The organism is Nocardia arseniciresistens (assembly GCF_046764875.1).
GTDB lineage: Bacteria > Actinomycetota > Actinomycetes > Mycobacteriales > Mycobacteriaceae > Nocardia > Nocardia arseniciresistens.
On the sequence record NZ_JBKORD010000001.1, the window covers coordinates 734,938 to 760,991 of the forward strand.

General features: G+C 65.7%; 24 protein-coding genes and 3 pseudogenes. 8 read left to right on the forward strand and 19 right to left on the reverse strand.

All coding sequences use genetic code 11. From position 1 onward, the window contains the following. Positions 1-65 precede the first annotated feature (65 nt). Positions 66-2,018, forward strand: a complete 1,953-nt coding sequence (locus ACLMAJ_RS03345) for an acetoacetate--CoA ligase (protein WP_412011943.1) — start codon at positions 66-68, stop codon at positions 2,016-2,018. Between the two features lie 24 nt (positions 2,019-2,042). Here the strand turns inward: ACLMAJ_RS03345 and ACLMAJ_RS03350 are convergent, their stop codons facing one another. After that, positions 2,043-2,777, reverse strand: a complete 735-nt coding sequence (locus tag ACLMAJ_RS03350) for a DJ-1/PfpI family protein (protein ID WP_412011944.1) — start codon at positions 2,775-2,777, stop codon at positions 2,043-2,045. A 119-nt stretch (positions 2,778-2,896) separates the two neighbouring features. On the opposite strand from ACLMAJ_RS03350, the gene ACLMAJ_RS03355 reads away from it, so the two are divergent. Next, positions 2,897-4,144: a TetR/AcrR family transcriptional regulator gene (locus ACLMAJ_RS03355; protein ID WP_412011945.1), complete on the forward strand. Its 1,248-nt coding sequence runs from the start codon at positions 2,897-2,899 to the stop codon at positions 4,142-4,144. A gap of 83 nt (positions 4,145-4,227) precedes the next feature. Then, a complete protein-coding gene (locus ACLMAJ_RS03360) occupies positions 4,228-5,472 on the forward strand; it encodes a TetR/AcrR family transcriptional regulator (RefSeq protein WP_412011946.1) in 1,245 nt (414 codons plus the stop codon). A 6-nt stretch (positions 5,473-5,478) separates the two neighbouring features. On the opposite strand, the gene ACLMAJ_RS03365 is transcribed toward ACLMAJ_RS03360, so the two are convergent. Continuing rightward, a complete protein-coding gene (locus tag ACLMAJ_RS03365) occupies positions 5,479-6,606 on the reverse strand; it encodes a serine hydrolase domain-containing protein (protein ID WP_412011947.1) in 1,128 nt (375 codons plus the stop codon). 144 nt (positions 6,607-6,750) lie between these two features. Between ACLMAJ_RS03365 and ACLMAJ_RS03370 the strand changes: the two genes are divergently transcribed. Continuing rightward, positions 6,751-7,584: a carboxymuconolactone decarboxylase family protein gene (locus ACLMAJ_RS03370; RefSeq protein WP_412011948.1), complete on the forward strand. Its 834-nt coding sequence runs from the start codon at positions 6,751-6,753 to the stop codon at positions 7,582-7,584. Between the two features lie 44 nt (positions 7,585-7,628). Here ACLMAJ_RS03370 and ACLMAJ_RS03375 read toward each other — a convergent pair whose 3' ends face one another. The 11 genes and pseudogenes from ACLMAJ_RS03375 to mftA all read right to left on the reverse strand — a co-directional run bounded on the left by ACLMAJ_RS03375 (position 7,629) and on the right by mftA (position 15,490). After that, positions 7,629-7,871 (reverse strand): hypothetical protein, encoded by a 243-nt coding sequence (locus ACLMAJ_RS03375; RefSeq protein ID WP_412011949.1) that lies wholly within the window; start codon positions 7,869-7,871, stop codon positions 7,629-7,631. A gap of 114 nt (positions 7,872-7,985) precedes the next feature. Further along, positions 7,986-8,204: an MbtH family protein gene (locus ACLMAJ_RS03380; protein ID WP_412012032.1), complete on the reverse strand. Its 219-nt coding sequence runs from the start codon at positions 8,202-8,204 to the stop codon at positions 7,986-7,988. A gap of 14 nt (positions 8,205-8,218) precedes the next feature. Continuing rightward, on the reverse strand, positions 8,219-8,686 hold the full coding sequence (locus ACLMAJ_RS03385) for a hypothetical protein (protein WP_412012035.1): 468 nt from the start codon (positions 8,684-8,686) through the stop codon (positions 8,219-8,221). Positions 8,687-8,729: 43 nt separating this feature from the next. Continuing rightward, positions 8,730-8,885 (reverse strand): annotated as a pseudogene (locus tag ACLMAJ_RS03390) (AMP-binding protein); the annotation flags it as partial. Beyond that, positions 8,879-9,259, reverse strand: coding sequence for a hypothetical protein (locus tag ACLMAJ_RS03395; protein WP_412011950.1), 381 nt, complete (start codon positions 9,257-9,259; stop codon positions 8,879-8,881). The gene ACLMAJ_RS03395 and the pseudogene ACLMAJ_RS03390, both read right to left, overlap by 7 nt. 516 nt (positions 9,260-9,775) lie before the next feature. Further along, positions 9,776-10,087 (reverse strand): annotated as a pseudogene (locus ACLMAJ_RS03400) (AMP-binding protein); the annotation flags it as partial. Further along, positions 10,060-10,191, reverse strand: a complete 132-nt coding sequence (locus tag ACLMAJ_RS03405) for a hypothetical protein (protein ID WP_412011951.1) — start codon at positions 10,189-10,191, stop codon at positions 10,060-10,062. The gene ACLMAJ_RS03405 and the pseudogene ACLMAJ_RS03400, both read right to left, overlap by 28 nt. Positions 10,192-10,656: 465 nt before the next feature. After that, positions 10,657-12,141 carry a mycofactocin dehydrogenase MftG gene (gene mftG, locus ACLMAJ_RS03410; protein ID WP_412011952.1) on the reverse strand — a complete coding sequence of 495 codons (1,485 nt, stop codon included), beginning with the start codon at positions 12,139-12,141 and terminating at the stop codon, positions 10,657-10,659. Between the two features lie 32 nt (positions 12,142-12,173). Beyond that, positions 12,174-13,574: a mycofactocin biosynthesis glycosyltransferase MftF gene (gene mftF / locus ACLMAJ_RS03415; RefSeq protein ID WP_412011953.1), complete on the reverse strand. Its 1,401-nt coding sequence runs from the start codon at positions 13,572-13,574 to the stop codon at positions 12,174-12,176. Between the two features lie 231 nt (positions 13,575-13,805). Next, the gene (mftC, locus tag ACLMAJ_RS03420) at positions 13,806-15,377 is read right to left on the reverse strand and encodes a mycofactocin radical SAM maturase (protein ID WP_412011954.1); all 1,572 of its coding nucleotides are present in this window, start codon (positions 15,375-15,377) and stop codon (positions 13,806-13,808) included. Between the two features lie 14 nt (positions 15,378-15,391). After that, complete coding sequence (mftA, locus tag ACLMAJ_RS03425) at positions 15,392-15,490, reverse strand: mycofactocin precursor MftA (RefSeq protein WP_412012033.1); 99 nt, start codon at positions 15,488-15,490, stop codon at positions 15,392-15,394. A 432-nt stretch (positions 15,491-15,922) separates the two neighbouring features. On the opposite strand from mftA, the gene mftR2 reads away from it, so the two are divergent. Beyond that, positions 15,923-16,561, forward strand: a complete 639-nt coding sequence (mftR2, locus tag ACLMAJ_RS03430) for a mycofactocin system transcriptional regulator MftR2 (protein WP_412011955.1) — start codon at positions 15,923-15,925, stop codon at positions 16,559-16,561. 37 nt (positions 16,562-16,598) lie between these two features. After that, positions 16,599-17,654 carry a 2Fe-2S iron-sulfur cluster-binding protein gene (locus tag ACLMAJ_RS03435; protein WP_412011956.1) on the forward strand — a complete coding sequence of 352 codons (1,056 nt, stop codon included), beginning with the start codon at positions 16,599-16,601 and terminating at the stop codon, positions 17,652-17,654. A gap of 10 nt (positions 17,655-17,664) precedes the next feature. Here ACLMAJ_RS03435 and ACLMAJ_RS03440 read toward each other — a convergent pair. The 3 genes and pseudogenes from ACLMAJ_RS03440 to ACLMAJ_RS03450 form a co-directional block, all read right to left on the reverse strand. Continuing rightward, positions 17,665-18,413 (reverse strand): annotated as a pseudogene (locus ACLMAJ_RS03440) (DNA alkylation repair protein). Between the two features lie 29 nt (positions 18,414-18,442). After that, the gene (locus ACLMAJ_RS03445) at positions 18,443-19,228 is read right to left on the reverse strand and encodes a glutamate racemase (RefSeq protein WP_412011957.1); all 786 of its coding nucleotides are present in this window, start codon (positions 19,226-19,228) and stop codon (positions 18,443-18,445) included. Between the two features lie 14 nt (positions 19,229-19,242). Beyond that, positions 19,243-20,439: an NAD(P)/FAD-dependent oxidoreductase gene (locus ACLMAJ_RS03450; RefSeq protein WP_412011958.1), complete on the reverse strand. Its 1,197-nt coding sequence runs from the start codon at positions 20,437-20,439 to the stop codon at positions 19,243-19,245. A gap of 204 nt (positions 20,440-20,643) precedes the next feature. Here ACLMAJ_RS03450 and ACLMAJ_RS03455 point away from each other — a divergent pair, with 204 nt between their 5' ends. Continuing rightward, a complete protein-coding gene (locus tag ACLMAJ_RS03455; protein ID WP_412011959.1) occupies positions 20,644-21,000 on the forward strand; it encodes an SPW repeat domain-containing protein in 357 nt (118 codons plus the stop codon). A 5-nt stretch (positions 21,001-21,005) separates the two neighbouring features. Next, the gene (locus ACLMAJ_RS03460; RefSeq protein ID WP_412011960.1) at positions 21,006-21,629 is read left to right on the forward strand and encodes a TetR/AcrR family transcriptional regulator; all 624 of its coding nucleotides are present in this window, start codon (positions 21,006-21,008) and stop codon (positions 21,627-21,629) included. A 75-nt stretch (positions 21,630-21,704) separates the two neighbouring features. Here ACLMAJ_RS03460 and ACLMAJ_RS03465 read toward each other — a convergent pair whose 3' ends face one another. The 3 genes from ACLMAJ_RS03465 to fusA form a co-directional block, all read right to left on the reverse strand. Next, a complete protein-coding gene (locus tag ACLMAJ_RS03465) occupies positions 21,705-22,523 on the reverse strand; it encodes an alpha/beta fold hydrolase (protein ID WP_412011961.1) in 819 nt (272 codons plus the stop codon). Between the two features lie 88 nt (positions 22,524-22,611). Then, positions 22,612-23,802: an elongation factor Tu gene (tuf, locus tag ACLMAJ_RS03470; RefSeq protein ID WP_412011962.1), complete on the reverse strand. Its 1,191-nt coding sequence runs from the start codon at positions 23,800-23,802 to the stop codon at positions 22,612-22,614. A 140-nt stretch (positions 23,803-23,942) separates the two neighbouring features. Beyond that, positions 23,943-26,045, reverse strand: coding sequence for an elongation factor G (fusA, locus tag ACLMAJ_RS03475; RefSeq protein WP_412011963.1), 2,103 nt, complete (start codon positions 26,043-26,045; stop codon positions 23,943-23,945). Positions 26,046-26,054: the final 9 nt, after the last annotated feature.

Sequence of the window (26,054 nt, forward strand, 5' to 3'; positions counted from 1 at the left end):
TAGCGGCGTGGTTTCGACCGACCTGCAAGCACCTGATCCGAAAAGCCGAGCCAGGAGGTAGTGCGGTGCAACCACAATGGGTGCCCACCGAAGCAGATATCGCGCAGGCGCGCATCACCGACTTCGCGAAATTCGTGGAGTCTCGCACGGGCGTATCCGCACCGGACTATCGCGCGCTGTGGCAGTGGTCGGTCGACGACCTGCCCGGGTTCTGGCACGCGGTGTGGGACTACTTCGAGCTGGGCGAAATTGATGGCGAGGTACTGACGCGCGCCGAAATGCCCGGTGCGCAGTGGTTCCCGGGGACCGGTCTGAACTACGTCGACCAGGTCGTTCGCCAGTTCCGCACCGACCGCCCCGCCATCGTGCAGCTGACCGAGGACGCCCCGCCGCGTGAGGTGTCCTGGACCGATTTGATCGATGGCACCGCGGCGTTCGCGCGCACTCTGCGATCGCTCGGCGTACAGCCCGGCGATCGGGTGGCCGGATATCTGCCGAATATCGCGGAGACGGTGATCGCGTTCCTCGCGACCGCGAGCATCGGCGCGGTGTGGAGCGCCTGCGGGCAGGACTATTCGGCAAAGGCGGCGCTCGATCGGCTCGGCCAGCTGGAACCGACGGTCCTCGTAACGGCCGATGGCTACCGGTTCGGCGGCAAGGCCCACGATAAGCGCGAGGACATCGCGGCGCTACAGGCCGGGCTCGGCACGCTGAAAGCCACCGTCGCGGTCTCCCAGCTCGGCCTGGAGGTCCCCGGAACTCTGTCATGGAACGAGGCCACCGCCAACGCGGAGACCGAAGCCGCCATCATCGAGACAGCGTCCGTCGATTTCGACCACCCGTTGTGGATCGTGTTCTCCTCCGGCACCACCGGTCTGCCGAAGGGCATCGTGCACGGCCACGGCGGTGTCGTGCTCGAGCACCTCAAAGCCGTTGCCCTGCAAGCCGATATGGGGCCGGAGGACACCTTCTTCTGGTACACGAGCCCCAGCTGGATGATGTGGAACTTCCAGATCGCCGGGCTACTCGTCGGTGCGACCATCGTCTGCTACGACGGCAGCCCCACCTATCCGACATCGGATGCGCTGTGGCACAACGCCGCCCAGGTCGGCGCCACCGTGCTCGGCACGAGTCCCGGCTACGTACTCGCCTGCATCAAGGCGGGCGCCACGCCACGCACCGATCACGATCTGTCCGCGCTGCGCCAGGTCGGCATCACCGGCTCGTCCCTGCCACCCTCTTCGGCACTGTGGTTGGGCGACAACGTCGGCGAGCACGTACAGGTCGCCTCGATCAGCGGCGGCACCGACGTGGTCTCCGCGTTCATCGGCGGCGCGCGCACAGTGCCCACCTGGCCCGGTGAACTCTCCGCCCCCTACCTAGGTGTCGCACTCGAGGCCTTCGACCCCGAAGGTCATCCCGTCCGCGACGAGGTCGGCGAGCTGGTCATCACGAAGCCGATGCCCTCCATGCCGATTCGTTTCTGGAACGATCCCGACGGAACCCGTTACCACGACGCCTATTTCGACATGTTCCCCGGCATCTGGCGCCACGGCGACTGGATAACGATCACCGACCGGGGCAGCGTCATCGTGCACGGCCGCTCCGACTCCACCCTCAACCGCCACGGCATCCGCATGGGCAGCGCCGACATCTACCAATCTGTCGAGCGCCTACCCGAAATCATCGAGGCACTCGTCATCGGCGCCGAACAACCCGACGGCGGCTACTGGATGCCCCTGTTCGTCGTCCTCACTCCCGGCACCGAACTCACCGACGACCTGAAAACCCGCATCAACACCACCATCCGCACCGAGGTCTCCCCCCGCCACGTCCCCGACGAAATCCTCCTCGCCCCCGGCATTCCGCACACCCGCACCGGCAAAAAGCTCGAGGTCCCCATCAAAAAGCTCCTCCAGGGCGCCGACCCCACCCGCGTCGTGGAACGCAGCGCCGTCGACAACCCGGAATTACTCGACTGGTATGGCTCTATTCGCTCGGCAACCGATGTCGACTGACCGGCAATAGGACATGTCGGGCTGCTAGGCGCGGATTCGGTTGATTGCGCTGCGCCACAAGGCTCTCTGAGCGCCGGTGATGGTGGTTACCAGGGTTTCGCTGCGGCGCAGGGCCGGGGCGAGGCGGGCCTGGTCGACGAGGGCCTTGCGGCGGACCGCGGGGGTGGCCTTGCTGGGGTGGCCTGCGTCGAAGGGGGGCTGTGGGTCGTATTCGATGTCGAGCTGGATGATTTCCGCGCGTTCCTGGCCGTGAGTGTCGCCGACTAGCCAGAGGGCGAGGTCGATGCCTGCCGCGACGCCCGCGGCGGTCGCGATCCGGTCGGCGAGCACGATGCGCTGGTCGCGCTGTGGTTTGGCGCCGAGCAGGGCGAGGGCGCCCTGCGCGGCCCAGTGGGTGGTCGCGGGTTTTCCGTCGAGCAGGCCCGCCGCAGCGAGAATCAGGGCGCCGGTGCAGACCGATGTGGTCCAGATAGTGGTTTCGTGGGCGGTCTTGAGCCAGTTCAGCACACGTTTGTCGGCGGCGATCGACGTCGCGGCGGGGCCACCGGGAATCACGATGATCTGCGGTCCGGGGGTTTCCTCGAAAGTGTGCGTCACACCGACCGCGAGGACTCCGCTATCGGTGATGACGGGGCCGGGCTCGTGTCCGACGAATCGGATCTGCGCGCCGGGCACGAACCGCAGCACCTCGTACGGTCCGATCGCGTCCAGCGCTGTCATCCCCGGATAGAGGACTATCGCGATCTGTTGAGCATCCATTGCCCAGCCTCTCACTTCGAGCAGAAATCAAACGTTAAACCATCGGCACGCACCGGGCCGCACAAGTCCACCGCGACCTGGGCAAATCATCGGGCCCGCCAGGTCGTTACCATGTCCGCATGAGTGTCGATAATCGCCGTACGGCGCGCAAAGCGGTCAGCGGCGACTCGGCACCTCGGGAAATCCGGCGGCGACCGAAGAATCGGCGAGCCCAGATCGCCGCGGCATCGGCGGCCGCGTTCGGTGCGCTGGGGTATCACGGCGTGAGCATGGAGGACATCGCGTCCGGGCTCGGCATCAGCTCGGCGGCGCTGTACCGGCATTATCCGAGCAAGTACGCGCTGTTCCGCGAGGAATTGCTGCGGGTTGGCACGGCGATGACGGAGTCGGTCGAGTTGCCCGCGGACGCGGCGGACTGGTCCCCCGAGCGGCGGTTGCGTGACGTGCTCGATTCGCTCATCGGCGTGACGATCGAGAATCGCGCGACGATCACCCTGGTCCGCTGGGAGGGGCGCTACCTCGAGCCGCAGGACAACGTGCTGCGCACCGAGCAGCAACTGACCGTCCTCGGCGCACTCGGCGATCAGCTCGCCGCGGTGCGGCCCGCGCTCAGCGAGAACGACGTCAGGGTGCTGCGCGCCGCCATGTTGAGCGTGATCACCAGCATCGCCGACCACCACGCCACTTTGCCTGCGAAACCTCTTGTTCGCCTGTTGAATTCGGCCGGTCTGGCGATCAGCGAAGCGGAACTTCCGCCGGAGCAGGCGGCGGCGGACCCGCTGCCCGCAGTGGAGATCCCCGATTCGTTCAAACACGAGCTGCTGCTGCGCAAAGCCGTCGAGCTGTTCCACGAGCGCGGCTACCCGAATGTCAGCGTCGAGGAGATCGCCACTGCCGCAGGGCTTTCGGCGGCCTCGGCGGTATATCGCTTCTATCGCGGCAAAAGCGATCTGCTCGCCGCCGCGTTTCGGCGCGCCGCCGACCGGGTTTCGGGCGCGATCGGTCCCGCGGTGGCCGCCGCGGCCGACGCCGAGCAGGCCCTCACCACGCTGATCGAGCAGTATGTCGACGGCTCGTTCGCCGAGCGTGCGCTGACCTTCGTGTACTACACGGAGTTCCAGCACATTCCTGCCGACGAGCGGGCGGTCCTGCGAAATATCCAGCGGCTCAGCGTGGAGGAGTGGGCGCGGCTGCTGCGCGAGGTGCGCACGGAGTTGTCGGCCGCGGAGGCTCGATTCCTCATTCATGCTGCGTTCGCATTGGTGGTCGATCTCGGCAGGTCCTTCGGCACCGAGCCGATCGCCTCGCCCGCACGAGTCGCCCTGCTGATGCAACTCGTACTGTTCGGACGCCCGGCACGGGTCTAGTTCACCCGGACCTTCAACCATGGCGCAACCCTCCCCAAACTTGGGCACAACGCCACACCAATTGGTCGATCTACCATCGCGAGATGGATGCCCGAGATCGCCGCTCAGCGCGGGAAGCGACAGCAGGCTCCTCGCGCGCGGTGCGCCGGCGGCCACGGGACCGCCGGGCACAGATCGCGGCAGCGTCCGCGGAGGCATTCGGATCCTTCGGCTATCACGGCGTCAGCATGGACGACATCGCCTCCCGACTCGACATCAGCTCCACCGCGCTCTACCGGCACTACCCGAGCAAGTACGCATTGTTTCGAGAGGAGGCGCTGCGCCTCGGCGCGCTCAGCGAGGAAGCCGTGAGATTGCCCGAGCCGCTGCGCGAGCGGCCCGCCGAGGAACGCCTCGCCCACATCCTCGACGCGCTGATCGCGGCGTCCATCACCAATCGCCGTAGCGCCGCACTATTGCGCTGGCAGAACCGCTATCTCGAGGACGCCGATCGGCAGATCCTGATCGACCAACTCGTGACGACCGATGCGGCGGTCCGCGCGCTGCTGGCCCAGAGCCGCCCGGAACTGGAAGGGCCCGACCATTCGGTACTCGCGGCGGCCGCCATGAGCGTGATCGGCAGCATCTCCGATCACCATGTCTCGGTACCGGTGCGCCCGCTGACGAATCTGCTGCGCGCCGCCTGCCGGGCGGTGACCGAATGCGAGCTGCCGCCACCGGGGCGTGCGGATACCGAATCCATTGGCGTAAGCGAGATTCCGTTGACGTTCAAGCACGAGTTGTTGCTCGAGCGTGCGGTCGAGCTGTTTCATGAGCGTGGCTATCCGAATGTCAGCGTGGAGGACATCGCCAATGCGGCCGGGCTGCCCGCATCCTCGGCGGTGTACCGCTTCTATCGCAGCAAGGGCGATATCCTCGCCGCCGCGTTCCGCCGTGCGGCAGACCGGGTTTCGGCGGCGATCGGACCCGCCATCGCCGCGTCCGACAGCCAAGAGCAGGCGCTGACAACGCTGATCGAGCTGTATGTGACGGGATCGTTCGCCGAACGAGACCTGACCTTCGTCTACTACGCCGAGATCAGCAATGTACCGACCGAGGCACGCACGGTGCTGCGAAACATCCAGCGGCTCAACGTCGAAGAGTGGGCCAAGCTACTCGCGGGCGTCCGTCCCGAGCTCACCGCGGCCGAGGCACGACTGCTTGTGCATGCCGCGCTCGCGCTGGTCGTCGATCTGGGTCAATGGCTCGGCCCCGACAATCCGCGCTGCTCACGTCAGCGAGTGATCCACCTGATGCAGATCATCCTGTTCGGCCGCCCGGCACGCTGATTTGGGTTACGGGCAGAGTGCGTGGCTCAGCATGCTTATGGTTTCGGGCTGTGACTTCGGCGCTTCGGTGAAGGCGTAGGTGATGGCGCGTCCTTCCGGTGTGGCGCCGGAGACTGTGCGATATCCGGAGATGCCTCCGGAATGGCCGAAATACTCTGCGCCACAGGGCAGGCGCGTCGAACCGAGGCCGAGTCCGTAGTCCATGCCTTCCAGCTGCTGCCCGGTCGGCACGCTCGCGCGCATTTCGACCAGCTGGGCAGCCGGGACCACTCGGCCCGCGAGCAGCTCCGAGTAGAAACGATTCAGGTCCACACCGGTGGACACCATCGCGCCGGCGGCCCACGGCACCGAGGGCTCGATCCGTGTCACATCGGTCACGACGCCGTCGATGGTGGCGTAACCCTTCGGATGCGGCCCTCGAATATCGAGCTCACCCGTGCCGGGGAGATAAGTATCCTCGAGTGCGAGAGGCTGCAAGATGCGCCGGTTCAGCTCATCGGCATACCGCGCGCCGGTGACGCGCTCGACCAGCATGCCCGCGACGATGTAGTTGGTGTTGGTGTATTTCCACTGTGTGCCCGGCGCGAATGCCGCAGGTAACCGCAGCGCGAGGGCGATCTCCTGCTCGGGTGTCATCGTGCGGTGTTCCAAGGCCGCCCGATACTCGTCGACCTGCGGATCGTCGGTCAGCTCCGGCAAACCGCTTTGGTGACGCAGGATTTGGCGCACCGTAATCGCGCGGCCATCGACGCCGTCGCCGACCAGCAAACCGGGCAGATAGGTGTCGATCGGCTCGTCGAGTCGAATCTTGTCCTCGGCCACCAATTGCAGCACCACCGAAGCGAGGAACGTCTTGCTGATGCTGCCGATCCGCGTCTGTTGCGGCGGCGCGGCGGGGATCGGTGCGCGGGTTTCGCGATCGGTGACCCCACTGGTCAGCACGACGGTCTCGCCGTTCTCGGTAACCGTGGCGATCGCCCCCGCCACACCGGACTCCACCATGCGATCGATTTCGGCCTGCACGGCATGCTTTCGCCCATCGGACACCCCCGATGTGGCCGGCTTCGGGTCCGACGAGCAGCCGACGAGCAGAGCAACCGCCGACATAGCCACAACGATCGGAAGAAAGCGCATGCTTCAAGGCTAAGGTTTCGCGGTGCTGCGGTACATCCGGGACAACCCCCAGAAGCACCTGATTTCGCGTCGGCCTGGAGGATCAGGTGCAAGCCTCCAGCCTGACCTTGCGTTGGAGTGCACTCCAGCTTTTACAGTTCGAGTATGACAAACACAGAGCCCTCGGCCGCGGCTGCTACCAGTGACAACGACCGTTTCGAGCGCGGCTTGGACCTGTTGCGGAAGGTCGGCGGTAATCCGAATCCCGCGGTCCTGGACAGCCTCGCCGATATCGCGCCAGACCTCGGCAGGCTGACCGTCGAGTTCGGCTACGGCGACATCCTGTCCCGTCCGGGGCTCACGCTGCCGCAGCGACAGTTGGCCACCGTGTCCGCACTCGCCGCTATGGGCAATGCGGCACCGCAGCTGCGCTTCCACATCGACGGGGCGCTGAATGTCGGCTGCACGCGCGAGGAAATCGTGGAGACCCTGATCCACGTCAGCGTGTACGCGGGCTTCCCTGCCGCACTCAACGGACTGACCGCAGCCCGTGATGTTTTCGACACCCGCACCGACATTCCGGTGCGGACCGAATCCGTGCCCGCCCCGACCGGTGACCGGTTCGAGCGCGGCAGTGTCCGGCTCTCGGAGATCGACGGCCATGCGGGCGAGCAGGTTATCGCCTCGCTACAGGACATCGCCCCCGACCTGGCGCGCTATCTCCTCGAATTCGTGTTCGGCGACATCTACTCCCGCACCGGCCTCGACCTGAAGGCACGCGAGCTGGCCACCGTCGCCATGCTCACCGCGCTCGGCACGGCCGCACCCCAGCTCGAGGTGCACATCCACGGACTGCTCAATGTCGGTGGCACCGAAACGGAGGTCGTCGAAGTCATCACCCAGATGGCCGGTTACGCGGGCTTCCCCGCAGCACTCAACGCGATCGCCGTTGCCCGCAAGGTCTTCGCCGATCGCGATTCCGCACGAACGAGGGCGTGACGGATCTGTGAGCGTCAGCGACGCTCACGACGTGACGCTGTGCGTCACACGACGCTGCGGGTGTCTCGCTGCCGCTTGCCGTGCATGACACCGGCAAGCCAGACGCCGACCGGCATGGTCGACTCGGCGTTCGGCATCATCTCGGCGAAAGGTGCGGCTGCCCTGCCGACTTCGGCGGCAGCGGCGATGTAAGCGGACACCGAACTGGCATGGCCCGCCGCCACAGCATGTTCGGCGGTGGCGACCAGTTCCTCGGGGAGCGTCAAGGTGATTCGGCGGGTTGTCATGTCTTCCATCATCCTCGCCTGGGATGACAATGCACGTGTGATCTGTCAACGGCGTGGTGTCGGGGGCGGAGCGCACCGGCCGGTAAGGGGTTGTGGCCGGCGCGCCCCGCGTATTCAGTTGGTTTCGGGTGACATGGCCGCGATCAGGGAGTTGGGACGCATGTCGAGCCAGTGTGATTCGACGTATTCGAGGCATGCGGTCCGGGCGTCCGCGCCATAGGCGATGGTCCAGCCGCCGGGGACAGCGGCGAAGATCGGCCACATGGAGTGCTCGCCTTCTTCGTTGATCAGGACGTAGAACTGGGCATCATCGTCGTCGAACGGGTTTTTCATGGATGGACCTTCCATTAGTGGTTGTCGGCGTTCGCCCAGACCGTGGTCAGCACATGGCCGATCCTGGCGAGGGCGGACCCGGAGGTCATGTGCCAGTGCGAGGACTGGACTGCGTGGTTGTGCACGGTGCCGTCGATGGCGTCGGACCAGCTCGAAGCGCCGGTCGCTCCGGTCGGGTCGTCGAGGGATGCGGTGAAGTAGACGAGATCGCTGCCCCTGTTCCTGCAATTGGATCGCGACCGCGTGCGCGAGCACGCCGCCGAGCGACCAGCCGAGCAGATGACCGGGATCTCTTCGGCAAGTACCGCACCGAGCCGGGTGGCGAGCCGACCACGGTTTCCGGCACCGGCCGCGGCCGTGCGTCGAGCACAAGCACCTGGCTCTCGCGCACCGAACCTCCGATCGGCACCGGCCCCGCGCTCGCCGCGTCGATCGGTGCGTGCGTGGCGTGCACCGTGAATCGGATTCGGTCCGCCAGCCATCGTCCGATCCGGTCAGTACGCAATCCGGCTGGGCCGAAGCGACGACGTGCGCGATCCGAGCCGTCGGCTGGTCGGGATCGACGGGCGCATACGCGCCACCGGCGGTCAGTACCGCGTATGCGCCGACGACCAACTCCGCCGAACACCGCATCCCGAGCACCACAAGCGACTCCGGACCGACCCCCACCTCGATCAGCACCCGGGCAAGACGATTGACCTGCGACGACAGCTGCGCGTACGTGAAGGTGCGAGCACCGCGACGATCTCGGGCGTCCTGGGTACCTGGGCCTCGAACTCGACCAGCACCGTGTCCGCAACCAGCATGGCGTCCGCGTCCGATGCAGCGTCCGCGACCAACGCGGTGTCGGTGACCGCTACGGCGGCGTACGCAGCGCATGCCGTATCCGCGACGAGTACCGTGTCCGCGACGAACACGGGGGCCACAGCCGCGGCCCTCGCCACACGCGGGGCGTGGCCGAGCGCGATCGTCCGCCGCTGCCCAGCGGCGGCCGGTAATGGCAGGTCACCTACCGGCAGATCGGCGTCGGTCGTGATCGCTTGCCGCAGTCGCACCAGCCATCGCGCGTAGTCCGCGATGGTGGCTTCGTCGAAAAGATCGGTCGCGTACGTGAATTCCGCACGAACCCCCGTCGGTGCCGGACCTTCCTCGAGTCCGGCACCGACGAAGCTTTCGCGACCGCGAGCTGGAGATCGAACTTGGTCTCTCCGATGTCCAGAGTACTGGTGGCAACCGACAAGTCAGGCAGTTCCAGCTTGATTTCTCGCGCGTTGTCGAACGCGAGCATGACTTGGAACAGTGAATGGCGCGCACCACGAACGGCAAATTGCAACCCGCGCCGGAAGTCTCGAACCGGTTCAGGAACCAGATCCGCTGCTGCGCGGAAGAAAGTGGAACCAGCGGCGGCCGCTGCCGTGCCCGCAGCAGCACAACACCGGGCGCGCCGCCGGTCCCTTCCGCCCCGCTCGATCAGTTCGGCGAGCTCGGACACCGTGGTAGCGGTGAACAATTCGCGAACTCCGAGCAGGCAGCCCAAATCGGCGGCCAACCGGGTAGCCACCTGTGTGGCGACCCGAGGACCTCCAGCGCACCAGATCACCGGTGCGGTACATCCGGCCGCCCGGCGCGGACCGGCTCCGCGCCCCGCCGAACGGATCGGCGACGAACCGTCCCGCCGACAGCCCACGGCGATCGAGGTAACTCCGGGCGAGCTGTACCCCCGACGGATACAGCTCACCCGGTGCCCCGACCGGAACCGACCGTAGCCGCGAATCGAGCACATAGAGACGGGTATTGAATACCGGAGCGCCGATCGGCACCGAGAGGGGATCGGCGTCGGCCACCTCATGGAAGGTCACATCGACGGGCGTGCGTAACAAACCCCCAGCTGCGCGGGAGCGAGCGGAAACGGCACGGGCGGCACCGCCGCGGCATGGGCGGTCTCGTCCGGCCGTGCACCGAAATCACCCAACTCCGTACCGTGCACCAGAGCCTCCTCGTTTGTGAAACAGCAGCTGGCCGAATGCTTTTGGGCAGCACCAATAAGCCTGCGCACCGGGGCTTTCGACTCCGGCGCACGGCATAGACGCCAGCACTTGGGCGATTCGACGAAAGCGCGGGACGCGGCAGCGTCGCCAGCGCGGGGTCCGAACAGATTGCGTGAAACGGGATCGGTGATTCGGGGTCAACGCCGCGGCGAACGCAGATCGCCGCGATTGCGCCTAGCTCTTGATCGTTCCTCCAACTCCGTCGCCGCGACGCGGGCGAGCACCGCGGCAATGTCCGCTACAGCACATGGATGTGATCCATGTGCTGCGAACACTAGGCGCTTCATTAATAAAAAGAAACTTTTTCCCCTAAAAACTTCTGGACGATCGTTCAGCGGGGTTTGATGGTTGTCCGCCAGGGCACACCCGGTTCGGACCTCGCAATGACCTATCCATCTTTCACATCATCGAACGAGGTGGTCGGCGGCGCGTTCGGCGACCAGCACCGCGGTTGCCTGTGGACCGCGGCTCAACGGCACCGGGACAATCGACAGATCCACCACCGACAGTCCGGTTACTCCGTGCACGCTGCACAGCTCATCCACCACCGCGCGCTCGTCGGCCGCACGACCCATTCGACAGGTACCGGACAGGTGTTGCGAGGTAGCCAGATTCGCCCGCAGCCACATATCGGTGGCGGCGCCGGATGATTCCGGCATCGGGTTGGATACCCGCGCCGCCGATATCCCGCGCAATAATTCGGTCGCGATGACAACACCCTCCCGCAAGCGGTCGCGATCGTGCTCCGCGGACAGATAACGGTGCTCGATATGCGGCGTCGCGGCGAGATCGGTCGAGCGCAGCCGTAAGACGCCTTCGGCGTGTGGCCGCATCAACGCCACCCCGAGCCGTTGCACATGCGGCGTGAACGCGACGGTATAGGGACGGATTTCGATATCGTCGAGACTCAGCACATATTCCAGCGGAACCGTGTCCGGCGGCCGAAGCGTGTGATCGAGCCGGTATTCGACGCCGATCTCCGGATGATCACTGAATCCGATTCCGACCGGAGCGGGGTGCCGCACCGGAATATCCAGCGCTCGAAGCTGTTCGGCGGGGCCGATGCCCGAACGCAGTAACAATGCCGCCGATTCGATCGCCCCCGCGCACAGCACGATCCGATCGGCGGACACGGTATCGACGACACCGTCACGCAGGTACTCCACGCCGATGGCGCGCGTACCACCGAATCTGACGCGGGTCACCGATGTTCGACCGACCGCGGTCAGATTGGGCCGCGACAGCGCGGGTAGCAGATAGGCCGATCCGGTGCTGACACGTCGGCCGTCCTCGACACTGCACGGTACGAGGGCGACCCCTTCGGCGGGACCTGTTCCCTGCGGCGCGTTCAGATCGGCGATCGCGGGTATGCCCGCCGCCGCGCAGGCCGCGGCGAACTCGACACTGAGCGCAACCGGCGCGGCCGTCCTGCGCACCGGCATCGGCCCGGTCGCGCCGTGCCAGGGGCGGTCACCGAAATCGTGATCGTGCTCCAGTCGCCGATAGATCGGAAGTACCTCGTCGAAGGACCAGGCGCTCGACTTGCCGAGCCGTTCGCTCCATGCGGAGAAGTCAGCGGCGGTCGCGCGCGCGAAGTAGCTGCCGTTTATCGCTCCGGAACCACCGATCACCCTGCCGCGCACAATGGTTCCCGCGACCTCGCCACCTCGGCCATCCGAGGCGAGGGTGACAGGATAGGTCCACAGCCATGGCGATCCCGGCCCAACCGGCAGGTGAGTGGCATCCAGTAGGCCAACGGGGATTTCCGCCGCCGTGGCCCACACCGGGCCCGCCTCGAGCAGGAGCACGGTGTGATCCGGATTTTCGCTCAGCCTGGCCGCGAGTACGCAGCCTGCCGTGCCACCGCCGACGATCAGAGTGTCCACCATCTACATCAACATCACAGCATCAAGAGTCCGGATCAGCTGGATGGCGTAGTGGGTTTGAGGGCTTCCAGGCTGCGCGCGCGATAGGCGCCGAGCCACAGCCCGCTGCCGTAGGCGATGTCGTCCATCCGTTTATATGCCACGTAGCGAAACGGATCGAGCCCGCCCGAGTCGCGGTGGGTGAACCAGTCGGCGAGGCCATCGGCGACGGCCATGGTCACCGCGATGCGGCGAATGCGCCGCGACGCGATCATGGCCAGCATGGTGACCGGCCAATAGTGCCTGCACATCGCCGATGCCAAACGCCAAAGGCCCGCGAAGAATCCGCGCGCCAGGTAGATGGCGGAGATCCTGGTCGGGTTGTCCAGTTCCGCGAAGACCCTTCGTAGTCGCACCAGCGCGGTGACGAGGGTGATCAGTCCACCGAACAGGCCCCACCTCGACAGCGTGGCGAACAGCAGGGCGGCGACCACCGTCCAGGACGGCACCGACAGCGGCGACACCATGCCGGCATGCCGCGCGGCGAGCGGTGCGGCCCCGGTGCCGTAGAACATCTTTCGACCGAACCAGGCGCGGAAGGAAATCCGATGGTCGTGCGCCACGTGCGCGGCGGGCTCGTAACGCAGCCGCCAGCCTTCCTGCTCCAGCCGCCAACATAGGTCCACGTCCTCGGCCACCTGCATCGACTCGTCGAAACCGCCCTGGGCAAGCAGGGCCCTGCGGCGCACGAGCAGTGCCGCACTCGGAACGTAGGACACCAGCCCGTGCGACTGTACGGCCGACTCGCGGCGGCCGAGATCGAGCGAGGAACGGGTGTGTTCATAGCGGGCCAGTGTGTTGGACTCCGGATCGAGCGCGACTATCCGCGGCGCGACAAGCGCGACCTCCGGGTCACTGAAGTGCCCGAGCATGACCTCGAGCCAGCCGCTGCGCGGGACGACATCGGAGTCGAGGAAGGCGACGAAGTCGGTTGTCGCCGCCCGTAATCCGGCATTGCGTGCCGCGGCAGGCCCCTGCTTGTGGTCGTGACGTAGCACGGTCACCCGGCAGCGGGTGCCCCGGTTGCTCGGTATGCACACCGGTTGATCCGAGCCGTCGTCGACGACGATCACGTTGTGTCCGCGCAGCGCCGCGAGCAGCCGGAGGAGACCGTCGGCGTTGTTGTACAGCGGCACGATCACTGTCACGTCCTCCGGCGACGGCAACAGCCTCGGACGCGGGTTGCCGACACCGGAGTCGAGCAGCCGTCTGGCAACAATGGCGGACTTGGGGCCGGTGACCTCCAGGTACCCGTCGCCGATCATCTCGGCGGCCTCCGGGGCAAGCCGCAGCAACCGGGTGGGCGAACCCCCGATCAGTATGCGTCCCCCCGAGTATGCGCGTACCCGTGGATCGATCCGTACCCCGAACCCGTCGGGCAGGCGATCATTGCGCATTCTTGGCATGCTAGGCGGAGATTCGCGCGCAAGCATCATTCACTCGGAAAAAAGGAAAGAATTCCATGCGAATCCGCCCCAGCCGACCGTCAACCGCCATAGTCGAATGTTGCTGAAAGATCGCTGGCGACCGATCTCGACTCCCGGCAACGTGACGGCAATTCCGCCGGCGCCCGAGCGGCACCGACCTCCGAGTGACATGGCAGCGCACTTCTGGCTAACGACTCGGCGTCACCCCAGCGGACTCTCGTCGCAGGCGCGCGACGGGCGTCGTTCCGGCGTGACGACGGACCGAGATACCGACAGCGTGAGCGGAATCGGACCCGACTTGCGCGAACCCGGTTTGCGCGGCGCGCTGCGCCGCGAGTGGTCGACCGACGAGCGCGGGATCATCCGCCCCACGTCGGCGAGGGCCGCCTCGCCGTAGCCTTGCACACACTCCGGGTCGGGTCCGTCGGCGGGCAGGCCGGTGAAGAACTTCGCCGCCATGCAGCCGCCTCGGCAGGAGTCGTAGTGGGCGCAGCCGGAGCAGGCGCCACCGCCGCTCGGCTCGCGCAGCTCGGCGAAGAGCTCCGATTCCTGCCATACCGCGCGGAAACTGCCGTCCGCCACCACATTTCCCGCCATGAAGCGCTCGTGGATGGCGAAGGGGCAGGCGTACACATCGCCAAGCGGATCGACGAGGCAGACAACCCGGCCCGCGCCGCACATGTTCAGCCCCGGCAGGGCGTCGCCGAACGCGGAAAGGTGGAAGAACGAGTCGCCGGTGAGCACACCGTCGCCGTTGCGCACCAGCCAGTCATACAGCACCCGTTGCTGTTCCGGCAGTGGATGCAGTTCGTCCCAGACGTCGGCACCGCGACCCGATGGCCGCAGCCTGGTCAAACGCAGTGTGGCACCGTACTTGTCGGCGATCGCCTTGAACTCGTCGAGCTGAGCGATGTTGTGACGGGTCGCGACAACCGACAGTTTGGCGTCGGTGAATCCGGCCGCCGCCAGATTGTCCAGCGCCCTGATCGCCATGTCGTAGGATCCCGGTCCGCGCACGGCATCGTTGACCTCGGCGTCCGCGCCGTCCAACGAAATCTGAACGTCCACATAGTCACTGGCGGCAAGCCGCGCGGCGACCTCCGGCGTGATGCGAACTCCGTTGGTGGAGAACTTCACTCCGACATGGTGCGCGGTCGCGTAATCGACCAGCTCCCAGAAGTCCGGGCGCACAGTGGGTTCACCGCCGCCGATATTCACGTAGAAGATCTGCATGCGTTCGAACTCGTCGATCAGCGCCTTGCACTGCTCAGTGCTCAGCTCACGCGGATCGCGCCTGCCCGAGGAGGACAGGCAATGCACGCACGACAGGTTGCAGGCGTAGGTGAGTTCCCAGGTAAGGCAAATCGGCGCGGCGAGACCGGTTTCGAACCGATCGATCAAGCGCACCGCACCGGTCGAGGCCGGGGCCACCGCCGCATCCGAATCTACGACCTGCGCCACGGGTGCGGCGAGTGCGCTGTGCCGCAACACTTCCGGCGAGCTGCCGGGCGCTGACGGGGTGATCATGTCCGAGTCGGCCAGCTGCGCGAGCGCGCGCACATACGGGCCTGCCGGGTTGTCGGAGAGGCCCGCCGCCAGAAGCGCGGTGCGCGCCGAGGCGTGCGCGGGCAGCGAACGCACGATCTCGAGGATCTGTGGGTTCTTCAGGAAGGAAAGCTTGCGCGTGCCGAAGTGGTAGAGCAGCGCGCCGAACGACTCCGGACGCAGCGCTACCCTCGGGTGCAGTTCCCAACGAGTATCGAGATCGAGCATGGTCGCTCCGCCGTTCAGTAGACGCCGCACATACCGTCGATGGAAACCTCTTCGATGAGGGTCTCCTCCACCAACGGCGCTTCCTCGTTCGACCGCGCGTCGACCGTTGCGATCGGCCCAGTGGCATCGGTGTCGGCGCCGTTTCGAGCGACCCGCAAGCGATCGTCAGCGGTATGTCCGAGCGATCCGTATTCCGGCATAGCTACCTCCGAGATGACGATTCGGTGTTCGCGGCTACCCGATGTAGCCACGCTCACACGATAACGTCATGCACTGACAAAAAGAAACAAGTTCTAATGATCAATCAAGTCAGGCATACCTCCGCCTTCGCTGCGGCCCTGCGTGGGCTGGGGACAGACTTCGCCCGACAGCGCTCATCAGGCGCGCAACGTCCCACTCAGTGGACACTCCATCCCGGGCGGTGCGAAGTACGAGCCCAGTCACACGCAGGCGAACCCACCCGGAGTCCGGCGCTCTAGACTTTCGGTGGCAAGCAGCTGAACGGGACGTGACGGGTGATCGATGCCCGCGGTGGTAGAGGTGGCATGGGAGTCGGACGAATGCAGGCGAGCGGGGGCGGCAACACTCTGTCGGAGTCCGAGATCGTCGAGGCCGCGCTGCGGGTGGTGCGCGCGGACGGCGTAGAGAAGCTGTCGATGCGGCGACTCTCGCGCGAACTGGGTGTTTCACCGATGGCGCCGTACTATTACGTCGCCGACAAGCGGGAACTGCTCGATCTCGTCGCCACCGCGGCGCTGACCGGAGTGCGCAAGTCGCCGCCCGAATCCGGGCCGTGGCAGCAGCGGCTGCGCGATCTCATCGACCAGATCGATGAGAAGCTGCGCAAACATCCCGGGCTCGGCGATGTGCTGATCGAGCAGATGCTCGGCAAACAACTCGACCTGATCGCCGCGGTGATGGAGATCCTGTTCGAAGCGGGTTTCACCGACCGCAATGTGCTCGCCGCCTATGCGACGATCCACACCTACCTGTTCGGTCGCAGCCGGGTGAACCCGAGGGATCGCTCCCCGCTTTCGGATATGGCATTGCCCGATGTGGTCGAGCGCGCCACAAAATACATGGCGGACCTGCGTGGACGATATGCGTATGACTTCGGCATGGAGGTCTTGGTAGCCGGTCTGGAGGCCCAGCTTGTCCGGCAGCCGAACACCGACGTACGATGAAACTGCAACACGTTCTAGTTTTGTTCGAGAGGACGCCATGACCACCGTTGAGGTTCCGCACGGCTCGCGCTCGGTCGTGCTGCGGGTATCCGCGGTCATCACCGAGACCATCGACACCTGCTCGCTGGTCTTCGACGTGCCCGAAGAATTTCGCGAACGTTTCAGCTACCACCCCGGCCAGTTCCTCACACTGCGCATACCGAGTGACCTGACCGGCTCGGTGGCGCGCTGCTATTCACTGGCCAGCTCGCCCTACACCGACGACCGGCCGAAGGTCACCATCAAGAGGACCGTCGGCGGCTACGGGTCGAACTGGGTGTGCGACAACGTCAAAGCGGGCGACGAGCTCGAAGTACTGCCGCCCTCAGGTGTTTTCACACCCAAGAACCTCGACGATGACCTGCTGCTCTTCGGCGCGGGCAGTGGCATCACCCCGGTGATGTCCATCCTGAAATCGGCGCTGGCACGTGGCAACGGCAAGGTCGTTCTGATATACGCCAATCGCGACCACGAATCGGTCATCTTCGCCGCCGAACTACGCGAGCTGGCGGACAAACATCCACAGCGGCTCACCGTGATCCATTGGCTGGAATACCTACAGGGCCTGCCGACTCCGGACGCACTCGCCACACTGGTGTCCCCGTACGCCGGCTACAACGCCTTCATGTGCGGTCCGAAGCCGTTCATGGACCGCGTGCACGACGCGCTCGCACGGCTCGATGTGCCGCGCACGCGCACGCACGCCGAGACGTTCAATTCCCTTGCGGGAGATCCGTTCGCCGATCAGGTCCCGGCCGAGGTCAGCGATGAGGAAGCCGCGGACGCCGCCACCGTCGAGGTCGAACTCGACGGCGAGGTGCACGAGATGTCCTGGCCGCGTAAGCAGACCCTTGTCGACATCATGCTGGCCAAAGGGCTCGATGTGCCCTACTCCTGCCAGGAAGGCGAATGCGGTTCCTGCGCTTGCACGGTGCTGGAGGGCAAGGTCGAGATGGCGAACTCCGAAATCCTCGACCCCGAGGACATCGCCAACGGCTACATCCTCGGCTGCCAGGCTCGGCCGGTCACCGACCACCTGAAAATCCAGTTCTGAGCGGACACCGCTACTGCGCGCGGTAGTGGGCACGCACCGCGGGGTCGAGCCGTTCGATGGCGTAACCCAGCGCGGTGCGGCCCATTTCGGCCGCATGCTGGTCGAGGAATTCGGTCAGCAGCTGCTCATCGATCCGCTTGCCGATCTCGCGCAGCATCCAGCCGAGCGCCTTTTGAATGAGGTCGCGGCGGTCGGTGAGCAGTCGCCGGCTCAGCTCGAATGTGGTTGTGGCATCGCCCGCTTTGATGAAGGCGAAGCTCGACAGCAGGGCTACTCGACGCTCCCACAGCGATTGCGCGGCGGCTAGATCGAAGAGCAGGTCGCGTGGCTTGTCCAGCAGCCATGGGCCGATGATGTTCTCCGCCGACACATCGACGAGGTCCCAGTTGTTCACGCGGCCGCGGTGAACGGCGGCCAGGTACAGCTCCACCATGGCGGCGCGGGCCTCGTCGTCGAAGGCACGGGGCTTGGATGCCGCGGCGAACCTGGCGTTGAGAATGACAAGCGCCGCGAGGCGCTCCTCGTGCACCGGACTGTCGAGCAGCACGTCGATCTCGGTGAGCGGCAGTGTGGCAGTGTGGCAAAGCGTTTCGCGATCGAGCGGGTCGCGGGCACCCGAACGCCGATGAAGACGTCGCCCGCGCCGTACTCCCCCGGCGCGGTTTTGAAGAACCGTCGCAGATGGATCGCGTCGGCGGGGTCGGCGACCTCCGCCAGCGCCGCACGTACTCGAGCAGCGGTCTCGGCAACTGGCGTCATCAGCGAGCCTCTCGGGTAGGGCTTTTCGACTAGTCGAGTCGAATGGCGCTGTGTCGCAGATGTGCGCCGAGCACTCGGCCGGAATCGAAAGCAGCCGCGCTGGCGGGCAGATCACCGGGACGGCCACTGTTCAGCACGTGCACCGCACCATTTCCCGTACTCGGTCGCCCGAGCGCGTCCATCCGCCGGATCGTCTGGGCGGCAACGGCCTGCGCGCTGTCGAACAGGCGGACACCGTCGGGAAGCGCGGCCAGAATCGCATCGATCACCAGCGGGTAGTGCGTGCAGCCGAGGACTACGCCCTCGACGTCGGCGGGTGTCAGCTCGGCGGCCCGCGCGATCGATTCCTTGGCCGCGACGAGGTCGCCCGCGTCGATGGAGTCCGCCAATCCGTGACAGGCGACGCCGACGACATCGGCCTCCCCACCGAATTTCGCGATCAGGTCCGCCTGATAGCGGCTTGCCGTCGTCGCCGCGGTGGCCCATACCGCCACCGATGAGCAGACCGCGGCCGCCGGTTTGATCGCGGGCACGGTGCCGATCACCGGCACATCGGGGCCGACCTCGGCGCGCACCTGCTCCAGCGCGGTGACGCTGGCGGTATTGCACGGCAGTACGATCACCGACGCGCCGAACTCGATCGAGGTGCGGGCCGCACCGACCACCCGGTCGATCGTCCACTGCTCGGGCTTGGGACCCCACGGCGCGCCATCCGGATCCAGTTGCAGCAACAGGTCCACATCCGGCCGGAGCTTGCGCACCCAGGCAGCCGTGGTCAACAGCCCGAGGCCGGAATCGATGAGCGCGACGATCACAGGCGCCGATTTTATTAGCCGGTGCCGAGTAGCTCCGCCACCGGGGCACCCGCCGCGATTTTCGCGCGGACCTTCATCACCTGTGCGGTCATGCCCGCACCGACCACGCCGGTGAGGGTGCCGTCCTGGGTGTAGTAGGCCAGGAACTTGCGGCCGTCGTCGGAGACGATATGGACCTCGTCGTTGGCGCTCGGGGTACCGAGCGCCTGAATCTTCACCTCGTACTGGTCGCTCCAGAAGTACGGCACCCGCGCCGCGGTCGGCGGTTCGGCGCCGAGTAGTGCGCACGCCAGCAGTTTCGCCTGCTCGCCCGCATTGGTCCAATGCTCGACGCGTTTGCGATGTCCGGTCTCGTGCAGCCAGGCGGCGACATCGCCGACCGCCCACACATTCTCGACGGAGGTGCGGCCGACCTCATCGGCGAGGACGCCGCCGCCTGCCGCCGGCTCGGCCAAGGCGATGCCGGAATCGGCGAGCCATTCGGTGACCGGACGCGAGCCGACACCGATGACCACGAGGTCGGCGTGCACCTCACTGCCGTCCGACAGCTTCGCGCCACGCACCCGATCGGCGTCGTCGGCGAGAAAGGAGTCGAGACCGGTGCCGCAGCGCAGGTCGACGCCCTCGGCGCGATGCATCCTGGCGATCAGCGCGCCGACCTGCTCACCGAGCACCGAAGCCAGCGGCGTCGGCTGCGGCTCGATCAGCACCACCTCGACCCCGCCCGCCCGGAAACTGGCCGCGAGCTCGCAGCCGATGAACCCGGCACCGACCACGAGCGCTGTACCGGCACCGGACAATTCGGCCCGCAGCGCGGCGGCGTCTGCGAATCCACGCAGTACGTGCACGCCCTTCAGGACGGGAAGCCCCGGCAGGCGGCGCGGCTGTAAGCCGGTCGCGATGATCAACTCGGCGTAATCGAGCCTGCCGCCGTCGGCGAGCCGCACCTGCCGCGCCGCGGGATCTACCCCGATGGCCGCGGTGTTCAGTCGCAGATCGATCCGCTTCTCGACGAAGAATTCTTCGGGCCGCAGCGTGGTGTCGTCGGTCTCGCCGCGCACGAACTGCTTGGACAACGGCGGGCGGTCATAGGGCAGCCGCGACTCCTCGCCGACGAGGATCAGTTCACCCTCGTATCCCGCGCGGCGCAGTTCCTCGGCGGTGCGCAGGCCCGCGAGCCCCGCGCCGACAATCACGATCGGCCCGTTCATGCGGCCTCTCCTTCGGTGCTGCCTGGCATTCGCCCGGTCGGTTTGGCATCCGTAACTGAAGGTGACACGCAGCTCACCCTAACTGGTGCTACAGCAAGAACAAGAGACGATCGGTGCTCAATCGTATCCGTATCGATATTGATCGGGCGGTCAATCAGAGTTGAATCGGAGGTGGAGAACATTCCATACCTGAGGAGGCTCACCATGTTCACCGGAAGTCGCACACAGGACTACCTGGCCGTCATATTGGGAGTTTTTGCCGCGCTGTCACCGCTCTGGGTGGAGACGAACAACAACGGCCAGTGGTCGCTGATCATCTTGGGCGTGCTCATCGCTCTCACCGGACTCGTACAGATCTACCGACCCGCCATCGATGCCACGGACTACGCGATGGGGCTGTTCGGCGCGTTGCTGTTCATTTCCCCATGGGCAATGGATTTCACCGGGTTCCGCGGCGCGTCCTGGACCGCATGGGTAGTCGGGATCGTGACGGTAGTGGTCGCGGTCGCGGCGCTGCCGGCAATGTCGGCGCGTCTGCACGACATGGTTCCGCACCACTGATGCAGATGCCGAAACCGCATCGAGCTGGGCGTCGCCGTAGCGCCAAGGTGGACGGCGATGCCCGGAAACTCATCCTGGACGCGGCCGAAAAGCTCTTCGCGGCACAGGGATTCGATGCGACGGCGACCGCAGCTATCGCCGGAGCCGCGAGCGTCCCCAAGGGGCTCGTCTTCTATTACTTCCCGACAAAGAATTCGATCCTGTCCGCACTGATGGCCGAACGGGTGCCCCATCATCCGATCGACGACATCGGCGCGGTGGTCACACCGGGCGATCCGGCCGCGAGCCTGGTCAATCTCGACGCCGCGCTCAATTTGCGCGACAATCATTCCTCGGTACTGCGCGTCATCATGTGGCGCGAGGCCGATACCCATCCTGACGTCCGTCGCCAATTGCGCCACTTGCGTGACCAATTGCTCGATGTCACCGCCCGAGTTCTACAGGCGAGCGCACCGACGCCGGTTCAACAGGGCACCCTGCGGGCCTGCGCTGCCGCCTGGGTCTCGGCCATGTTCGCGATCGCGAGCACCGACCGTCTGCACGCACTGGACGGCCTGCCGCTGCCGACCGCCGACGAACTCTTCAATGTGGCACAGGTCGTCGCCGCGGGTATGACACAGCTCGGCTGACCCACGCTGAAGTCTGGTAGCGGCATGCCACCGCGTGGGCGGCCGCACTCGCCCGGCTCGGCCACGCTTCCTATATCAGGCGGCATCCAGGAAGGCGGCGATGTCGGAGGCGAAGCGCGGGTGCTTGATCGCGCCCATATGGCCAGTTCCTGGGTAGATGATCAGGCGAGAATTCGGGATTCCGTCGGCGGTGTGACGGAAAGTCGCTGTGCCATAAGCACTATCGCGGTCACCGCCGATAACCAGGGTCGGCGCCGAAATTTCCGCGAGGCGGCCGGTGAGATCGAAAGCGTCCTCAGCGAGGATGAAGGCGAGGGCATCCGCGGGATTCTTCGGGCGCGCCAACGGGTCGATCAGCCACATGGCCGCCACGGTAAGGCGTCCGAGGATCGGCGAGGACGCGGCGACCGGAGCCATGTGGTGCAGTGCGCGCTGCCCGTCGGCGGCCGCGATCGCATAGCGCAGCTGGGCTTCACGCGCATGGTCCTCCAGTCGGTAACCCGAGGAGGCGATCACCAGCCTGCGCACCGCTTCGGGATGGTCCACCGCCAGTTGTAGCGCAAGCGAACCACCCGATGACACACCGAGAACGTCTACCGGCCCACCGAATTCGGCCCGCAGCGCCTTCGCGTGCTGCGCGGCGATGTCGGCCATCGTGGTGCCCTCGGCCATGCCGGGCGCCCTGTTCACCGCGTAGACCCGGCGGCGCGCGGCCAGCGGCGTGAGCGTCCTGATCTCCGAGTCGCGCAGCCAGCCGCGTGGATTGGCGTGGTCCGGTGTGAACCAGCGCAGAAATACCAGCGGCCGCCCCGAGCCGAGCGCCAGGTAGGGCAGCCCGTGCTCGAGCGTGCCCTCGGTGACGTCCAGCTCGACCCGCTGTGCTTTCTTGGCCATGAATCCTCCGAATCGTCGCGGTCCAACGAAAACACAAGCGGCGCCGCCCCTTTCGGGACGGCGCCGCCTGTTTCAGCGATTCAGCGAATCACTTGATGATCTTCGTGACGCGACCGGCGCCGACGGTGCGGCCACCCTCACGAATCGCGAAGCGCAGGCCCTCGTCCATGGCGACCGGCTGGATCAGCTTGACGGTCATCTCGGTGTTGTCACCGGGCATAACCATCTCGGTGCCCTCGGGCAGGGTCACAACGCCCGTCACGTCAGTCGTACGGAAGTAGAACTGGGGACGGTAGTTGTTGAAGAACGGCGTGTGGCGGCCGCCTTCGTCCTTGGACAGGATGTACGCCTGGCCCTCGAACTCGGTGTGCGGGGTGGTGGTGCCCGGCTTCACGACAACCTGGCCACGCTCGACATCTTCACGCTTGATGCCACGAACCAGCAGACCGACGTTGTCGCCCGCCTGGCCGTTGTCGAGCAGCTTGCGGAACATCTCGATACCGGTGATGGTCGTCTTGGTGACCTTCTCGCGGATGCCGACGATCTCGACTTCCTCGTTCACGTTGACGATGCCACGCTCGATACGACCGGTGACGACGGTGCCACGACCGGTGATCGTGAACACATCCTCGACGGGCATAAGGAACGGCTTGTCGGTCTCACGAACCGGAGTCGGGATGGACTCGTCGACCGCGTTCATCAGCTCGATGATCGACTCGGTCCACTTCGGGTCGCCCTCGAGCGCCTTCAGACCGGAAACACGCACGACCGGCGCGTCCTCGTCGAATTCCTGGGCGGCCAGCAGTTCGCGGACCTCCATCTCGACGAGCTCGAGGATTTCCTCGTCGTCGACCATGTCGGACTTGTTCAGCGCGACCAGGATGTAAGGAACACCGACCTGACGGGCGAGCAGGACGTGCTCGCGAGTCTGCGGCATCGGGCCGTCGGTCGCCGCGACCACCAGGATGGCGCCGTCCATCTGGGCCGCGCCGGTGATCATGTTCTTGATGTAGTCAGCGTGACCCGGAGCGTCGACGTGCGCGTAGTGGCGCTTTTCCGTCTGGTACTCGACGTGGGAGATGTTGATCGTGATACCACGAGCCTTCTCCTCCGGAGCCTTGTCGATCTGATCGAACGCGAACGCCGCGTTCAGATCCGGGAACTTCTCCGCCAGCACCTTCGTGATCGCTGCAGTCAGCGTGGTCTTGCCGTGGTCGACGTGACCGATGGTGCCGATGTTGACGTGCGGCTTCGTCCGCTCGAACTTCGCCTTCGCCACTGTGGTGTCCTCCTGGACTTGTTGGTGCGTGCAGTTGCAGCAGTGCGGTTAAAAGGGGGTCGTACTGACTCCCGGCGGGGGCAATCGCTTGCCCCGTAGGACCTGATGGGGCAAGTCTTGCACTTGCCCCGATCGAGGTCTTACTCGCCGGTTGCCTTGGCGATGATCTCCTTCGACACGTTGGCCGGAACCTCCGCGTACGAGTCGAACACCATGGAGTAGTTCGCCCGGCCCTGGGTCCTCGACCGCAGGTCACCGATATAACCGAACATCTCCGAGAGCGGAACCAGCGCCTTGACGACACGGGCACCACTGCGTTCCTCCATAGCCTGAATCTGGCCACGGCGGGAATTCAGGTCGCCGATCACATCGCCCATGTAATCCTCGGGCGTGATCACCTCAACCGCCATCAGCGGTTCCAGGATGACCGGACCGGCTTTACGGGCCGCTTCCTTCAGGGCCTGCGAGCCCGCGATCTTGAAGGCCATTTCCGACGAGTCGACGTCATGGTAGGCGCCGTCGAGCAGGCTGAGCTTCAGGTTCACCAGCGGGTAGCCCGCGAGCACACCGTACTGCATGGCATCCTGCGCACCGGCGTCCACCGAAGGGATGTACTCGCGCGGAACGCGACCGCCGGAGACCTTGTTCTCGAACTCGTAGGTCGCGCCATCTTCGCCGACGAACGGCTCGATGGCGATGATGACCTTCGCGAACTGGCCGGAGCCACCGGTCTGCTTCTTGTGGGTGAACTCGAGCTTTTCGACCTTCTTGGTGATCGTCTCGCGGTAGGCCACCTGCGGCTTGCCGACGTTCGCCTCGACCTTGAACTCGCGCCGCATGCGGTCGACGAGGATGTCGAGGTGGAGCTCGCCCATGCCGCCGATGACGGTCTGGCCGGTCTCCTGGTCGAGCTTGACCGAGAACGTCGGATCTTCGCGCGCCAGCTTCTGGATCGCGGTGCCGAGCTTCTCCTGGTCGGACTTGGTCTTCGGCTCGATCGAGACCTCGATGACCGGGTCCGGGAAGGTCATGGACTCGAGCACGACCTGGTTCTGCGCATCACTGAGGGTGTCACCGGTGGTGGTGTCCTTCAGACCGATCACGGCGTAGATGTGACCGGCAGACGCGGTCGTGACCGGCATCTCCTTGTTGGAGTGCATCTGGAACAGCTTGCCCAGACGCTCCTTCTTGCCCTTGGTCGAGTTGACGATCTGGGCACCGGAGGCGACCTGCCCCGAGTACACGCGCACGTAGGTGAGCTCACCGAAGAACGGGTGCACCGCGATCTTGAACGCCAGCGCCGAGAACGGCTCGTCGACGCTCGGCTTGCGGGTCAGCAGTTCGTCTTCCTTGCCGGGAACATGGCCGGTGGTGGCCTCCACGTCAAGCGGCGAGGGCAGGTAGTCGATGACCGCGTCGAGCATGGGCTGAACGCCCTTGTTCTTGAACGCGGAACCACACAGCACCGGGTAGAGCTCGGAGTTGACCGTCATCTTGCGGATGGCGGCCTTGATCTCGTCGATCGTGAGCTCTTCGCCACCGAAGTGCTTCTCGAGCAGCGCCTCGTCGGACTCGGCGACAGTCTCGAGCAGCTCCTGGCGGTACAGCTCGGCCTGATCGGCGAGGTCGGCCGGGATCTCGACAACCTCGTACTCTTCGCCGAGCTTGGTCTCGCCCTTCCAGACCTTCGCGTTCATCTCGACGAGGTCGACGATGCCCTCGAAGGTGTCCTCGGCGCCGATCGGCAACTGAATGACCAACGGCTTGGCGCCGAGACGGTCCTTGATGGTCTGCACGGTGTAGTAGAAGTCCGCACCGAGCTTGTCCATCTTGTTGACGAAGCAGATACGCGGCACGTCGTACTTATCGGCCTGACGCCACACCTGCTCGGACTGCGGCTCGACGCCTTCCTTGCCGTCGAACACCGCAACGGCGCCGTCGAGCACGCGCAGCGACCGCTCCACCTCGACGGTGAAGTCGACGTGCCCGGGGGTGTCGATGATGTTGATCTGGTTGTCTTTCCAGAAGCAAGTGGTAGCCGCGGAGGTGATGGTGATGCCACGCTCCTGCTCCTGCTCCATCCAGTCCATGGTGGCTGCGCCATCGTGGACTTCACCGATCTTGTAGGTGATACCGGTGTAGAAGAGGATGCGTTCGGTAGTGGTCGTCTTGCCCGCATCAATGTGGGCCATGATGCCGATGTTGCGGACCTTGTTCAGGTCGGTGAGCACGTCCTGTGCCACGGAAATCTT